Annotated in this window: 9 protein-coding genes; 5 read left to right on the forward strand and 4 right to left on the reverse strand. The window is 59.6% G+C overall.

Going from position 1 to position 15,553, the window contains the following annotated elements:
* The first annotated feature begins 139 nt into the window (after positions 1-139).
* The 3 genes from ACGLWX_RS03320 (at position 140) to ACGLWX_RS03330 (ending at position 7,534) form a co-directional block, all read left to right on the forward strand.
* Complete coding sequence (locus ACGLWX_RS03320) at positions 140-4,714, forward strand: ExeM/NucH family extracellular endonuclease (protein ID WP_396237310.1); 4,575 nt, start codon at positions 140-142, stop codon at positions 4,712-4,714.
* Positions 4,715-4,859: 145 nt separating this feature from the next.
* A complete protein-coding gene (locus ACGLWX_RS03325; protein WP_396237312.1) occupies positions 4,860-6,290 on the forward strand; it encodes a phosphomannomutase in 1,431 nt (476 codons plus the stop codon).
* A 74-nt stretch (positions 6,291-6,364) separates the two neighbouring features.
* Positions 6,365-7,534: a nucleotide sugar dehydrogenase gene (locus ACGLWX_RS03330; protein ID WP_396237314.1), complete on the forward strand. Its 1,170-nt coding sequence runs from the start codon at positions 6,365-6,367 to the stop codon at positions 7,532-7,534.
* An 87-nt stretch (positions 7,535-7,621) separates the two neighbouring features.
* On the opposite strand, the gene glyA is transcribed toward ACGLWX_RS03330, so the two are convergent.
* From glyA to ACGLWX_RS03350, 4 genes are all read right to left on the reverse strand, one after another.
* The gene (glyA, locus tag ACGLWX_RS03335) at positions 7,622-8,887 is read right to left on the reverse strand and encodes a serine hydroxymethyltransferase (RefSeq protein ID WP_396237316.1); all 1,266 of its coding nucleotides are present in this window, start codon (positions 8,885-8,887) and stop codon (positions 7,622-7,624) included.
* A gap of 136 nt (positions 8,888-9,023) precedes the next feature.
* Entirely contained in the window at positions 9,024-10,421 is a 1,398-nt protein-coding gene (locus ACGLWX_RS03340) for a hypothetical protein (RefSeq protein WP_396237318.1), read from the reverse strand.
* 174 nt (positions 10,422-10,595) lie between these two features.
* Complete coding sequence (locus ACGLWX_RS03345; protein WP_396237320.1) at positions 10,596-13,187, reverse strand: ABC transporter permease; 2,592 nt, start codon at positions 13,185-13,187, stop codon at positions 10,596-10,598.
* Positions 13,180-13,995 carry an ABC transporter ATP-binding protein gene (locus tag ACGLWX_RS03350; protein ID WP_396237322.1) on the reverse strand — a complete coding sequence of 272 codons (816 nt, stop codon included), beginning with the start codon at positions 13,993-13,995 and terminating at the stop codon, positions 13,180-13,182. Before ACGLWX_RS03350 ends, ACGLWX_RS03345 begins: the two co-directional genes overlap by 8 nt.
* On the opposite strand from ACGLWX_RS03350, the gene ACGLWX_RS03355 reads away from it, so the two are divergent.
* The gene (locus tag ACGLWX_RS03355; RefSeq protein WP_396237324.1) at positions 13,994-14,650 is read left to right on the forward strand and encodes an arylesterase; all 657 of its coding nucleotides are present in this window, start codon (positions 13,994-13,996) and stop codon (positions 14,648-14,650) included. The two genes, ACGLWX_RS03350 and ACGLWX_RS03355, sit on opposite strands and share 2 nt — an antisense overlap.
* 133 nt (positions 14,651-14,783) lie before the next feature.
* Positions 14,784-15,488, forward strand: coding sequence for a transglutaminase-like cysteine peptidase (locus tag ACGLWX_RS03360; protein WP_396237326.1), 705 nt, complete (start codon positions 14,784-14,786; stop codon positions 15,486-15,488).
* Positions 15,489-15,553: the final 65 nt, after the last annotated feature.

Raw genomic sequence — 15,553 nt, forward strand, 5'->3', positions numbered from 1 at the left:
TCACGGTATCGACATATTCAACCGATACGTTATCTCACTCGTTAGTAACAACTAGAAACCTTGAGAAACAAAATAGAGAATTTTAATTTTCTCATTACTATTCATTATCATTTTGTAACTGCTCTTGGGGGCTTTTTCGATGGAATATCAAGTTATCGTTACGTCGCTTTATCAAACGCTTTTACTACGAGAACCCGATGAGGCCGGGTTGAGTTATTGGGTCGATCAGTTGGAAAGCAGCGCACTCAGCACTAGTGATGTGGCGCTCAGCTTAATGGCAAATGGAGAGTTCGATACTGCGATCCAACCCGTTCTCGATCTGTATACAACATATATGCTACGCCCGGCCGATATTGAAGGCTTATCCTATTGGGTTAACGCATATCGACAAGGCTTGCCCTTTGAAGCGCTAGCAGAAACATTCAAGACCTCTAATGAATCACAGGTGATAGCGACTCAGAAAAGCGCAGAGGACTGGCTGGATTTGGCCTATTCAGGCATTTTGGGCCGCTTACCTGATGACGCTGGAGCGTCCTACTGGCTTGAGCAGTTGGAAATGGGTGTTCCAAAAGATGATATCTTACAAGCGCTTACTGCTAGCTCTGAGAGCCAAATACAAAAACCCGCGCAAACGCTTTCAACTCTAACGGTCAATGTCACCGATGCCGATAGTATGGATTTTGAAACGCTTCTGGGCGAGTTAACTCAACGCGTTGAAAATGAAGCTGCCACTGAGGAACCCGAGGAGCCAGTCGAGGAACCCGAAGAGCCGATCGAGGAACCCGAAGAACCGATCGAGGAACCTGAAGAGCCCGAGCAGACGCCACAGCCGGGTTTTCAACTCGGCGAGCGCTACTTCAAGGGCGCGTCCGACGCTTCCGCCGCCGTCGCCGTTAGCGAAACGCTCATGCTCGTCGCCGATGATGAAGACCAGACGCTGCGCCTTTATGATCGCGACGCCGGAGGCGAGCCGGTCACGTTGTTCGATCTCAATCAGGCGCTGGGCCTAAGCGAGGGCCAGGAAGCGGATCTCGAAGCCGTAGCGACTCATCAAGGAGTCCAATACTGGCTGGGCTCACACCAGAGCGGCCAGCGCTCGATGATGTTCGCAACCGAGGTTACCGGTAGCGGCGATGATCTCAAGATCAACGTGGTCGGCCAGTTCACGGATCTCAATGAGCAGCTCTTGAGCTGGGACAGAAGCAACGGCCACGGGCTTGGCGAAAGCGCACTGAAGCTCGATCTGGGCATCAACGTCGAAGGCGCTGTTTTTATCGACGATGCGCTCTATCTTGGGCTACGCGCCCCGCTGGACGATGGCTTCGCGCAGCTTATCCCGGTCGAAAACGCCGTCGAACTCGTTAACGGCTCGGCGTCAGAGGCCGGCTTCGGCACCCCGCTTCGCCTGGATTTGGAAGGCCGCGCGGTGCGTGCCATCGAGCCCGCCGGCGATCAGGGCTACCTGATTCTGGCCGGCCCGGAAGACGACAGTTTGGAAACCGGTTTTAGCCTGTATTTCTGGGACGGCGATCACGCGGTGCGTGAAATCGAAGGCGTCGATCTCAACACGATTCCCGGGGCCATTGGCGCCAAGCCCGAAGCGCTTTTCGATATCGCGGTCAGCGATGAAGGCGTCTCCGCGAGCGTGCTGTTCGATAGCGGCACTGTCGACTGGTTCGAAGATGGCCGCGAATCCAAGGATCTCCCGGACGCTCAGCAGCAATTCATCGGCCTCGATATCGCCTTTGACGCCCTGCCAGATACGACCCCTCGCCCCGGGGATATCGCTATCATCGCGGTCAGCGGCAGCGACAAAGAGTTCCAGTTCGTTGCGCTCAGGGGTATCGCTGAAGGCGCCGAGATTACCTTTACCGACTCCGGCTGGCAGGGGGATGGCTTTCGTGCCAATGAAGGCGCCGTCAAATGGACCGCCCCGGAAGGCGGCGTGGCCCCGGGTACGGTAATCTCTGCTCTCGAAAACGCCGATCAGTTCACCAACGCCAACAGCCCAGTCGTGGGTAACAACGGCTTCAACCTGTCGACCAGCGGTGACCAGGTCATCGCTTTCGTCGGCGAGGACATCGATCCCTCGTTTATCTACGCGGTGCAAACCAATAGCGGCGAGTGGCAGGAGACGGCGTCGAGCTCCAACGACTCCGGCCTTCCTTCGGGCCTGGAAGAAGGCTTTACCGCAGTCGCACTCGGCCAAGCACGCAACGCCGCCTTTAGCAGCGACGGCTACGGCACCGCAGAGGAGCTTTTGGCAGCCATCGGCAACCCTGACAACTGGGAATTCGCCAGTAGCGCTATGCCGGAAGGCCTGACTCAGACCTTCCGCATCGGCACCATGGAGGCGCCCTATGTGCCGGGCGAGGCCGATATCGGGCTTGCGATCACCGAGATTTGGCCCGGTCAGTCCGGCTCGGACATCACCGAAGACTGGTTCGAAATCACCAACCGCTCCGATGAGACGCTGGACTTCACCAGCTCACCGCTTTACTACGACGATGACAGCGCCTCGCCTCAGGATGCCGTGCGCATCGAAGGGCTGACCACGCTGGCGCCAGGTGAATCTGCCATCGTTATCGTTGATGGCGGTGTTGAGGCGGTCGCCGAGTTCCGCGCCGCCTGGAGCAATTTGCGCGGTATAGAGTCGCTCAAGATCGGTTTCGCCGATGACGCCGCGGGCCTTGGCAGCGGCGGCGATGTGGTCACGCTTTGGCAAGGCGACCCTCGCCTAGACGGCAACCGCATTGGTTTTGAGGCCTACCCGGCTACGTCTGACCACGATGCGGCGTCCTGGAACGTTGACCGTCAGGCCTTTACTCAACCGGATGAAGAAGGTGCGCTCCCCTCCAACGCATTGGGAGGTGACGCTAATGATGTGCCCGCCCTCGCCTCGCCGGGTGCGGCGGTCGAGCCCGAGGTCGCGCTTACTCTGATCTCGACGGTACAAGGTGAAAGCGGTACCAGCCCGCTGGACGGCGAAAGCGTCACGCTGGAAGCGATCGTCACCATGGTGACACCTGGTCTTGACGGCTTCTTCCTGCAGGAGGAGGACGCAGACAACGACGATAACCCGAACACATCGGAGGGCATCTTCGTCTACGCCGGTAGCGGCAGCGCTGAATGGCTGGCCACGCTTTCGGCCGGCGATCAAATTCGAATCGGCGGCACGGTGTCAGAGTATTACGACAAAACCCAGCTGACCGCCGACCGTTCGAGTCTGAAGATTCTTCAACACGATCAGCCCCTGCCGCAAAGCAAGGTCATCAAGCTTCCGTTCACCAATAAGCAGGGGTTGGAAGCGTTCGAGGGCATGCGCGTCGCCATCGAAGCGATGGACGGCCAGCCGCTGGTCGTCACCGAGCTTTATGAGCTAGGCCGTTACGGCACCGTCACGCTTTCCGCGGGCGGGCGTCTGGAGCAGTTCACCGAGGTCAACGCGCCGAGCGTCGAGGGCTATCAGGCGTGGCTTGGCGACGCCGATGCACGCACCATCAAGCTCGATGACGCCAATTCGGCTCAAAATCCGGACCCGGTCATTTTCGGACGAAACGGCGAGGAGCTTTCGGCGGATAATCCGCTACGCGGCGGTGACACGCTGGATACGCTCGAAGGCGTGCTGGATTTCAGCTTCGACGACTGGAAAGTGCAAAACGTGGACGGCCTGGACTTCCAAGGCACGGAGCGCCCGGCAATGCCGGATGCGGATGCGCTGGGCGATGCAACAGTCAAGGTAGGCTCGTTCAACGTGCTCAACTACTTCAATACGCTGGGTGATAGCGGCCAATCCACGCGCACACTGGATGGCACCACGCATTCGCCGCGAGGTGCCGACAACGCCGAAGAATTCGCCCGTCAGGAAGCCAAGATCGTCGAAGCGATCAACACCAGCGGCGCTGATGTGCTTGGGCTGATGGAGATCGAAAACAACGGTTACGGCGACGATAGCGCGCTGGCAAGTTTGGTCAACGCGCTCAACGCCGACAACGCAAAAAAAGGCATCGAAGGGGTCACTTGGGCGTACAGTATTCCACGGGATGCCAATGGCGATATCGTCAGCGCCGGGGACGATGCCATCACCGTGGGCGTTATCTACAATAGCCAAGCGGTCACGCCCGAAGGCGCCGCCGCCACCAAAATCGATGGCGCGTTTGGTTATGGCAATCGCCCGCCGGTAATGCAGACGTTCAGCGATGAAAACGGTGAGCAGTTCTCGGTGGTCGTTAACCACTTCAAATCCAAGGGCAGCGTGATCAATAACGAGAACGCCATTGGAGATGGCCAAGGCAACAACAACCCGACCCGCGTCGAGGCAGCGAAAGAGCTAAAGGAGTGGCTGGCAAGCAACCCTACCGGCAGCAGCGATCAGGACGTGTTGATTCTGGGCGACTTGAACGCTTATGCCATGGAGGATCCCGTCACGACATTGGTCGATGGCGGCTTCGAGCTGCTCGACGAAGACTATAGTTACGTCTTTGACGGTTTCTGGGGCTCGCTTGACCACGCGCTAGCAAGCGAGGCGCTGGCTCCCCAGGTCACCGGCACCACGACCTGGCACATCAACGCGGACGAAGCGAGCGCACTGGATTACAACACCGATTTCACCAGCGACCGCCAGGATGAAAACCTGTACGCGCCGGATGCGTTTAGAAGTTCCGACCACGATCCCATTTTGGTCGGCCTGAATCTGGGAAGCGGTGAGTTCTAACTCCCTCTTTGGCACCATCATTGGCCCCCGCACCCGCGGGGGCTTTTTTGTCTTTGGGGTTATAAGAGGCGCTTTGCTTCGATAGCAAAATGCTACCATTGCGCACTATTATTTGCCCTGTGTCATTTCCAGAAGGAGCGCACTCTTGAATTCCCCCCTTTTCACCTCAGACGTTATAGAACGGAGCGGTATCGCCTTTGGTACCAGCGGCGCGCGCGGCCTGGTCGAACAATTTACCTATGAGGTTTGCGCCGCCTTTACCGCTGCTTTCATCAACGCTATGCAGGGCTCATTTCGCTTCGAGCGTATTGCTATTGGAATGGACCGCCGCCCCAGTAGCCCAGCCATGGCCGCTGCCTGCACTAGCGCCGCCAAAACACTCGGACTTGCAGTCGACGATTATGGGGTATTGCCGACACCAGCACTGGCGCTTCAAGCGATGAAGGATGGCGTGCCTTGCATCATGATCACTGGTAGTCATATTCCGTTTGATCGCAACGGCATCAAGTTCTATCGCCCGGACGGTGAAATCACTAAGGCCGAGGAGTCCGCTATTTTATCGGCGAAGGTCGAATTGCCTTCTTTTTCGGCGCCTGCCCGTGAGGCGCTTTCTGACGCTGCGAACGAGGCCTACGCCGAGCGCTATACCCGCTGGTTCGTCGATCAGCCGCTCAAGGGGTGGCGTGTAGGACTTTACCAACACTCCGCAGCCGGACGAGACTTGAGCGCCTATATTCTAGATGCCTTGGGCGCCGATGTCGTCGTGCTAGGTCGTAGCGATGCGTTCGTACCGGTCGATACCGAAGCCGTCAGCGCTGACGACCAAGCCAAGGGGCGCGCCTGGACACAGCAGCACGGCCTGAACGCGCTGCTTTCAACCGACGGTGACGGTGATCGGCCGCTTTTGGGCGATGAAACCGGCAACTGGCTCAGAGGCGATATCGTGGGGCTTTTGTGCGCAAGAGCGCTGGGTATCGAGGCGCTGGCAGTACCGATCAGCTGCAACACGGCCATCGAAGCGTGTGGGGCGTTTAAAAAAGTGGTCCGCACGCGCATTGGCTCACCGTTCGTGCTCGAAGGCATGGCATCGCTGTCGGATACGTTCTCAAGCGTTGCCGGGTTCGAAGCCAACGGCGGCTTTTTGCTTCAAACCCCATTACAAAAAGAAGGCCGTACGCTGGCCGCCCTGCCCACTCGCGACGCGTTGCTACCGGCGCTTACACTGATGGTAGAAGCCGCCCGAAAAGGCCAAACGCTTTCGGCGCTCAATAAAGCGCTACCCGAGCGCTATACCGCCAGCGACCGGCTCAAGGCGTTTCCCGTGGACAAGAGCCGAACCTTACTGGAGCAGTGGTCTGACTCGCCGGAAAAGCTCAAAAGCGTGCTCGGGCTTTTGGAGGACATTGCCGCCATCGATACGACCGATGGCCTGAGGGTGACGTTTTCAAACGGAGAGATCGTCCATTTGCGCCCTTCCGGCAACGCGCCGGAGCTTCGCTGTTACGGTGAGGCGGGCTCCGCCGCCCGGGCCGAGCAGCTGGTCCAGCAGAGCCTAAAAGCGCTTGGCACGCTGTAGCGCTCATTAACGGCTTTGCAAGAAACGGCTGTTAAAGTACACCCTACCATGTGCAGGGTTCAGGGAGTTTGGGTATGAAAATCGCGGTGGCAGGTACTGGGTATGTCGGGTTATCCAACGCGATGCTGTTGGCTCAGCATCACGCTGTCACGGCGCTCGATATTCGACCCGATAAAGTCGAGCTGCTGAATCAGCGCCTCTCCCCGATCGAGGATGCGGATATTACGGCGTTTCTTGCGCGCGACGACCTTCAGTTCAACGCGACCCTGGCGCCGGACGTCGCCTTTCAAAACGCCGACTATGTCATTATCGCCACGCCGACCGACTATGATCCTCACACCAACACCTTCAATACGACGAGCGTCGAGTCCGTGATTCGACAGGTCATCGAGGTCAACCCGCACGCGGTGATGGTGATCAAATCGACGGTTCCCGTGGGCTATACTGCCAATGCGCGCGAGCGTTTCAACACCGACAACCTGATGTTTTCGCCGGAATTTCTGCGTGAAGGCAAGGCGCTTTACGATAACCTTCACCCCTCGCGCATCGTGGTTGGTGAGCGATCCCCCCGCGCCCAAGCGTTCGCCGAGCTTCTGTCTCAAGGCGCTATCAAGCGGGATATTCCCACGCTTTTCACCAACAGCACCGAAGCCGAGGCGATCAAACTCTTCGCCAATACGTACCTGGCCATGCGCGTTGCCTATTTCAACGAGCTGGATACCTACGCCGAAACCCACGAGCTCGACACGCGCCAAATCATCGAGGGTGTGGGGCTGGACCCGCGTATCGGCAAGCACTACAACAACCCAAGTTTTGGCTACGGCGGCTACTGCCTGCCCAAGGATACCCAGCAGCTGCTGGCGAACTATCAAAACGTTCCCAGCAACATGATGCAGGCGATCGTGGATGCCAACCGTACCCGTAAGGACTTCATCGCCGAGTGCATCTTCAAGCGAAAGCCTCAAGTGGTGGGCATCTACCGGCTGATCATGAAAGCCGGCTCCGATAACTTTCGCGCCAGCGCCATGCAGGGTGTGATGAAGCGGATCAAGGCCCGAGGCATCAAGGTGGTGGTGTACGAGCCAATTCTGGAAGAAAGCGCCTTTTTCAACTCAGCGGTCATTCGCGATCTGGCGGCCTTTAAATCACTATGCGATGTGGTGGTCGCTAACCGCATGACCGAGGAGCTACTAGATATCGAAGACAAGGTGTTTACGCGCGACCTTTTCGGCTGCGATTCATAAACGCTCCCTTCCCGTACATTTTTTCACGTTTACAACAAAATGGGCGCCCGAAGGCGCCCACTGTTTGACCGGCTTTACGCGAAAGACTTATTTATAAACCGGAAGTCTCGCACACACCTTGGCCACTTTGCCGGCGATCTCTTCCTCGACGGCGGTGGTGTCGTCACCGGCGGCGAGTACGTCGAGCAGATCGCAGATCCAGCCGGCAAGCTCGGTACACTCTTCCTCCCCGAAGCCGCGCGTGGTGACCGCCGGGGTGCCGATGCGCAGGCCCGACGTGACGAAAGGGCTTTGCGGGTCGTTGGGCACAGCGTTCTTGTTGACGGTGATGTGCGCACGGCCAAGCGCGGCGTCGGCGTCCTTACCGGTCACGCCCTGCTTGACCAGCGAGAGCAAGAACAGGTGATCTTCGGTGCCGCCGGAGACGATATCGAAGCCGCGGTCGATGAACACCTTCGCCATGGCCTGGGCGTTTTTGACCACCTGCTGCTGGTAGGTCTTGAACTCCGGTGCCATTGCTTCCTTGAAGCAGATCGCCTTGGCGGCAATGACGTGCATGAGCGGGCCGCCCTGGCCGCCGGGGAACACCGCGGACTGCAGCTTCTTCTCGATCTCGGCGTCGTTTTCGGCGGAGAGAATCACGCCGCTACGCGGGCCGCGCAGGGTTTTGTGGGTGGTCGAGGTGACCACGTGGGCGTGGGGCAGCGGGCTTGGGTAGACGCCTGCAGCGACGAGCCCTGCCACGTGGGCCATGTCGACCAGCAGGTAGGCGCCCACTTCATCGGCAATTTCACGGAACTTGGCCCAGTCAATGATCTGCGAGTAGGCGGAGAAGCCGGCAATGATCATTTTCGGCTGGTGCTCGCGGGCAAGCTTGGCCACCTGGTCATAATCGATCAGGCCCTGGTCGTTCAGGCCGTACTGAACGGCGTTGTAGTGCTTGCCGGAGAAGTTCGGTTTGGCACCGTGAGTCAGGTGGCCGCCGGCGTCCAGGCTCATACCGAGGATGGTGTCACCGGGGGTGACCAGCGCCTGGAACACAGCGCTGTTGGCCTGAGAGCCGGAGTGCGGCTGAACGTTGACGTAGGTGGCGCCGAACAGCTCCTTGGCGTAGTCGATCGCCATGTTCTCAGCGATATCCACGAACTCGCAGCCGCCGTAGTAGCGCTTGCCCGGGTAGCCTTCCGCGTACTTATTGGTCAACTGGCTGCCTTGGGCCTCCAGCACGCGCGGGCTGGCGTAGTTTTCGGAGGCGATCAGTTCGATGTGATCTTCCTGACGCGCCACTTCCTTTTGCATGGCGTCAAACAGCGCATCATCGAATCCGGCAATGGTCATATCGCGGCTGAACATGGGGCAAACCTCGTAGGCTAGGGCATCGAAAAAAGCAAGGCGGCCATGATACCTCAGCCGGAGGCGACTTTCATCGCATCCGCCTCACGGCCATGATGAGCAAAGCTCATACAGACCCGGTAGCGCTTAGCTGGCTTTACTCGAGCTCGACGCTGATATCGTATCTTTCATTCCAATAGTGTGGGCCCATCAACCACTCGCTCACAAGGATACCCTTAGGAAAGATCATATCAATCGTCATACGCTCGGCGTCTTCTTGCATGAGAGTGAGCATCGCAAGCAAAATTTCATCAATCCCGGGCGCGGCTTCTTCGGCTATGAGCATGAAGTCTCGACGATGCAGACGCAGCGCTTCTTCGGTACTTATTCCCAGGCTGTCTGATAGCAATTGAAGTATTCGAGGAAGCAGACCTTCATCGTCATAGACCAGTGAAGCGTTTCCACCATTGATCTGCGCCAAATCGAGGTACTGATTATCATCGAGCACAAAATTCGGTTCGATGCCGTCCGCCAATTGCAGCCGGGCACCCAAGTCGTACTCCACTCTGCCCGCGCCGGGTATGAGAATATTACCCGCGGTGTCCAGCACTCGCTTGTTGCCCTCGCCAAGACTTGAGTGATGCTCAATGGAAAAGTGCAGCTGGTCACGCTCGCCGACGAACGCGTTATAAACCATGCTCAACTGTTCGTTTTCCCTGGCAGGTAGCTGCTCGAGCCATGGCCTCAAGTCGGCAAAGCCTCCATATACCCCCATAGCACCATCGAACGGATCACCGTCCAGCCAGAGTCGATCAAAGCCAACGTGCCAAAGCTCACTGTCAAGCTGCATCTGACCAACCTCAAAGTTACCCATATGAGCAACGTGCTGGCTTGGCCATTCGAAGTCCTGAAGGCCGAGCGTTTCGATACTCAGCTCGGTGGCGCTACCGCTTTGAGAGTCCAGTATGATATGAGACTCTATCCCATGCGCATTCAACTGCTCCACACCTTGCTGCGTGACGCCCGAAGCCCTTAGGGCATCGATGACGATGTTCTGTGCCGAGACATTAAAAGGTCCATCACCGAAAGATTGATTGGGCACGCTCATCCGAAACCCCGTTGCCTCGATGTCATCGAATCTGAAATCCGGCTCATCCAGCACGCTTAAAAAGCGCACGGCATGTTCCGGATGGACAATACGAAGCGTCTCGAGTGTCACCCCGTCTTCACCGATCGCCGGATCGTTCAAGACAACGTCCTGCAATGAGATCGCCGCCGGCGCGTCGTAATCGCCTTCAACCGTATAGCGGCCGATAGAGACTGAGGTTCCATCGGGCCGCTGTGCCGCGATATCCTCGGCGACATGAGTACCCTGTTCGGCATCTTCGTAAACGCGCGAGAACGTGACTTCGCCCCCGTCACGGCTCAGCCGCTCGCTTAGATCGCCCTCGAATGCTTGAGACGATGCATTGGCCAAGGTCGAAACACCCAGCAGTGCAACAGCGCTCCAGTACATCCACGCGCTGCGTTTCGAACTATTCCTTTGTACCTGCATGCCGTGTCCTCGTTTGATCCCGTGTCTCGAACGATCATCATCGTTATTAACCAAGCGCTTATATTGCCAAGCGCAGCGGCGTTGTCAAAGAGCACCACACAACCCCGGCTAGCCAACAGGCTGAAAGGAAAAGTAATTCAACAAAAGAGTTTGGCAAAAGAGTCAGGCAAGCATTCAGGACTCCCCCAGAAGCCCCAAACTCGCCGCCGGCGCCTGACGACGAAGGCTGTGTGACAACCCGTGGCCGATCAGGCCGATCAGGGCGGCACCGCCCAGCGGCAGCAGGAGCCACAGCGTCAGGTGCAGCCGCGGGGTCAAATCGAGCCAGAAGAGATAAAGCGCGGCGCTGGCCACCTCGGCCAGAAACGCGCCCATGAGCCCGCTGGCAAGCCCCAGCAACGCATACTCGGCGCCCTGCACGCGGGAAATCATCTTATTGCCCGCGCCGAACACGCGTAAAAGCCCGCTTTCGTGGGCGCGCACCGGGCGGCTGGCGGTCAGCGCCGCGTAAAGCACGCTGACGCCGGCCAGCAGTACCAGCATAAGAATCAGCTCAACGGCGCGGGTAACCTGACCCAACACCTCGCGCACCTGCCCCAGGATCGCATCGACGTTCAAAAGCGATACGCCGGGGAAATCGCGCACCAGCTGCGTGATTAAATCCTGTTCGCGCTCCGGCAGATAAAACGCGGTGATGTAGCTGTGGCCAAAGGCTTCCAACACGCCGGGCGGGAAGATGACGAAGAAGTTGGGCTTGAAGCTGTCCCAGTTGAGGCTTCGAAGGCTTTCGATGCGGGTGTCGATCGTCTCGCCGCCAATGGAGAAGGCAAGCGTATCGCCAAGCGTCAGCCCTAGCCGCTCGGCCAGGCCCTGCTCGACGGAAATCGGTACGGTGGTGCCCTGCTCGGCGGCGCCCGGCATGGAAGCGCTCGCGGGCCTGGCGTCGACTTCGCTCAAAAACCCCTGAGGCTCGCTGCGCTGGGCGTCGAACCACTGGCCGGCGATTACCTCGTTACCTTCGGGTAGCGTTGCCTGCCAGGTCAAATTGAGCTCACGACGCAGCGCGCCGTCGCCGCGGGCCTCGACGGGCACGGCCTCTCGCGGTGGCGCGCCGTTGATTGCCGTGATACGCCCGCGCACCATCGGATAAAGCGCGCTCTGGGTATCCACTCGGGGCGTGATGGCGGCATCAAAAGCGTCGCGCTCGCTGGGCTGAATGTTGATCGCAAAATAGTTGGGGGTTTCATCCGGCAGTTGATCCTGCCAGGTCGTGAGCAGATCGCCGCGCACCAGGGCGATCATCGCCATGGCAAAAAACGTAACGGAGAACGCCAACAGCTGGCCCATGCCCGCTTGTTTACGCCGAGCGAGCTGGCGACCGCCAAGGCGAAATGCCTGGCTCCACGGCGTTGCGCCGGAGAGCCTGGCCACCGCTTTCAATACCAGGCTGAGCACCAGGGCGCTGGCCGCCCACAGCACGCCCAGCAGCGCCCCACCGCCGAGCAGCAATCCAGCCGCCAAGGGTAGGCTTCCGGAATACAGCCACAATAGCCCGCCAAACACCGCGCCGGCGACACCCACGACGAGCCAGGCCGCCGGCGGCAGCGGGTCGAGCTCGCGGCGCAGCACTTTTAGCGCGCTGACATGCTTGATGCGCAAAAGCGCCGGCCCGGCAAACCCGACCAGCACGGCCAGCGCGGTCAGCACGCCAAGGCCCAGCGGCATCACCCCGGGCGGCGGCAGCGTTAGCGGCAAAAACTGCGCGAGTAGCCATAAAAGTACCGCTTGCCCCACTAGCCCGATCAGCGCGCCCAGCAGCGAGGCGATCAGCGCAAGGCCCAGTAGCTGAAGCGCGAAAATAGTGACGAGCTGCGCCTGGATTGCGCCAAAGCAGCGCAGTAGTGCAGCGGTATCCAAGTGGCGCTCGACGTAGCGCCGGGTCGACATGGCAACCGCGACGCCGGCCAAAAGCACCGCCACCAGCCCCGCCAACCCCAGATAGCTTTCTGCCCGGGCCAGCGCGTTGCCCAGCTGGGGGCGGTCGACCCGCACATCGCGCACCTCGACCCCCGCTTCACGCAGCTCGTCCAGCAGCGGCTTAACGCGCTCGAGCGCGGCGGGCGGGCCGGCGGCCAGCAGCTCGAATTCGATACGCGAACCCGGCTGGAGCAGGTTGGTCGCCTCGAGATCCTGAGTGTTGAGCATCAGCCGCGGGTTGAAGCTGCTAAAGCCGGCGGACTGGTCGGCCTCGCGCTCGACGATCCCGGTTACGGTAAGCGTTAGCTCGCCGACCTGAACACGCTCGCCCAACTCAAGCTCGAGCAGCTCGAAAAGCCGCGGGTCGGCCCAGGCCTCGCCGGGGGCGGGGCCGGCGGGTATTTCCTCGGTGCCGTTGCCCCGGTCCACCCGCGTGGCGCCATAGTGCGGGTAGACCTCGTCGACCGCCTTGAGGCTCGCGGGCTGAAACCGCTCCCCCTGGCTGATCATCGACACCAGATCGACCTGGTCGCTGAGCGAAAAGCCCGCTTGCTCGAGGGTTTCGCGCAGCGCATCGTCGAAGGGTTCGCGCTGCTCGAGCACCAGATCGCCGCCCATCATCTGGCCCGCCTGACGCTCCAGACCGCGCTCCAGCCGATCCAGGAAAAACGCGATCATGGTGGACGCCGCCACGGCTAGTACCAGCGCGATAAAGAGCGCGCGTACGTCCGAGGCGCGCAGATCGCGTTTGAGACTGCGCGCGGCCAGGCGCCAGTTGACGTTACTCATCGCCACCGCCTGACAGAGCCTGCTCGGGCTCGAACGCCGTCAGCCGCCCGCCCTCCAGCCGAAGGCAGCGGTCGCAGCGCCGCGCCAGAGCGTAATCGTGGGTGACGAGAATCAGCGTGGTATGCGCCTGGCGGTTCAAGCTGAACAGCAGATCGATAACCTGAGCGCCGGTGTCCGGGTCCAGATTGCCGGTGGGCTCGTCGGCGAACACCAGCTCCGGGTCGGTAACGAAAGCGCGGGCGATGGCCACGCGCTGCTGCTCGCCGCCGGAGAGCTGTTTCGGCAGGTGCTCGACGCGCTCGGCAAGCCCTACTCGCTCAAGCCAGGCGTGCGCCGCTTGGGTTTCACCGGCGCGAATCGATAGCTCCAGCGGCAGTAGCACGTTTTCAAGCGCGCTGAGCGTGGGCAGAAGCTGAAAGTTTTGAAATACGAAGCCCACCCGCCCGGCGCGCAGCGCCGCGCGGCCATCCTCGTCCAAACGGCTCAAGGGGTGGCCGAACAGGCTCAGCTCGCCGTCGCTGGGCGTGTCGAGCCCGGCTAAAATGCCTAAAAGCGTCGATTTCCCGGCACCGCTTTTACCCAAAATCGCTACCGTTTCGCCCTGGGCCACGCAAAGCGAGAGATCCTTTAAAATGGTCAGCGCCCGTTCGCCGCTTTTGACCTGTTTGCAAAGGCGCTCGGCGAGCAGCACCGGCGGCCCCTGATGCGTATCGCGGGCGTGTGCCTTGGCCGTCTCATCGGTTAAGCTTGAGCGCTCGGCTTCCGGTTGAGAGGAAGTCGTCGAATCCTTGTCAGAGGAGTAGGACATGAAGCGTGGCATCCCTTTAATGTGGCATCGGCTTACCTGCATGGTAACCGCCGGGCTGGTCGCACTGATAGTGCTCTTTCACCCCGGTCTTGCCGGTGCCGAGTCGCGCTCGACGCTTCTAGTGATGGGTGATAGCCTGAGCGCGGCCTACGGGATCGAGCAGGACCAGGGTTGGGTACGACTACTTGAGCGCCGCCTTGAAGATGAGGCGCAGGTGGTGAACGCCAGTATTAGCGGTGAAACCACCGGCGGCGGCCTGGAGCGTTTCGAAAACGTGCTTGACCAGCACGCCCCGGACATCGTGCTGCTGGAACTGGGCGGCAACGACGGCCTGCGCGGGCTACCTCCGACGCAGATGCGCGAAAACCTGGCCGGAATGATCGAGCAAATCCAGTCCGCCGACGCCCAGGTGCTGTTGCTGGGCATCGATATCCCACCCAATTACGGCCAGGCCTATCGCGACGCCTTCACCGGCGTGTATCGCACGCTTGCAGACGAGTACGACGTGACGCTACTCCCCTTTTTGTTGGAGGGCATCGCCCTGGATCGCGCGATGATGCAAAGCGACGGCATTCACCCGACCGCTGAGGCCCAGCCGCTCATTCTGGAGAACGTATGGCCGCTGCTCGAACCGCTGCTTGAGCAGGAGCATTAGCAAGTGCCTCGACGCCTTCAATGGCACTATCACTAAAATATTAATTTTTTCCGTCATTTTTATAATGAGTTATATAGCACTGATGCACGCCAGCTTGTAATCTTAAGCTTCATTCGACGATAGCTGGGCGTTTATGCCTCGATGCTCCTCCTCTACCAATGCGGGCCTGACCCGGCGGACGTTTCTGGCGTCCGCCGGGCTTTTGGCGCTGGGCGCGGGGCTAGGCCTGTACCCTTTTCAGGCATCGGCGTTCGACCCGACGCGGCTGCGTGAGCGTATGAGGTCGATGTACGGCCAAGCGGGGCTCAATGTCCTCGAGGGATGGTTTGCGCTTTTGCAGCGCGCTGCGGGCCAGGATATTCAAACGCAGCTTCGTGAGGTGAACGATTTCTTCAACCGTAACGTCCGCTGGGTTGACGATATCGTCGTTTGGGGGCAGGAAGATTACTGGGCCACGCCGCTCGAGGCTATGGGTAAGGGCCAAGGCGACTGCGAGGATTATGCGATCGCCAAATACATTACGCTCAAGCAGCTCGGGGTTCCCGGCGAGCGTCTTCGCATGATTTACGTACGCGCCCGTATTGGCCGAAGCAGGATTACCCAAGCGCACATGGTGCTGGGTTACTATGATACCCCAAGCGCTGTGCCGTTGGTTCTCGATAACATGGCGCCATCGATTTCGCCCGCGTCACAGCGTACCGATCTCGACCCGGTATTCAGCTTCAACAGCGAAGGCCTCTGGGCCGGCGGCTCGTCGCAATCGCGCGCGGATCCCTTGGCGCGCCTTTCGCGCTGGCGTAGCGTGTTGGAACGTATGCAATCTCAAGGCTTTATCTAAAGACCGCGCAGGAAGGTTTTTCATAAGGGCTTTTAATAAAAGCTTTCAATAAAAGGACGTGCCGT

It is taken from the genome of Halomonas sp. HMF6819, assembly GCF_044335525.1.
Lineage (GTDB): Bacteria > Pseudomonadota > Gammaproteobacteria > Pseudomonadales > Halomonadaceae > Vreelandella.

Coding starts and splice junctions, on each gene's coding strand:
- ACGLWX_RS03330 (WP_396237314.1), top strand. CDS start 6,365: ATGAAAATCGCGGTGGCAGGTACTGGGTATGTCGGGTTATCCAACGCG.
- ACGLWX_RS03350 (WP_396237322.1), bottom strand. CDS start 13,995: ATGTCCTACTCCTCTGACAAGGATTCGACGACTTCCTCTCAACCGGAA.
- ACGLWX_RS03340 (WP_396237318.1), bottom strand. CDS start 10,421: ATGCAGGTACAAAGGAATAGTTCGAAACGCAGCGCGTGGATGTACTGG.
- ACGLWX_RS03345 (WP_396237320.1), bottom strand. CDS start 13,187: ATGAGTAACGTCAACTGGCGCCTGGCCGCGCGCAGTCTCAAACGCGAT.
- ACGLWX_RS03360 (WP_396237326.1), top strand. CDS start 14,784: ATGCCTCGATGCTCCTCCTCTACCAATGCGGGCCTGACCCGGCGGACG.
- ACGLWX_RS03355 (WP_396237324.1), top strand. CDS start 13,994: ATGAAGCGTGGCATCCCTTTAATGTGGCATCGGCTTACCTGCATGGTA.
- glyA (WP_396237316.1), bottom strand. CDS start 8,887: ATGTTCAGCCGCGATATGACCATTGCCGGATTCGATGATGCGCTGTTT.
- ACGLWX_RS03320 (WP_396237310.1), top strand. CDS start 140: ATGGAATATCAAGTTATCGTTACGTCGCTTTATCAAACGCTTTTACTA.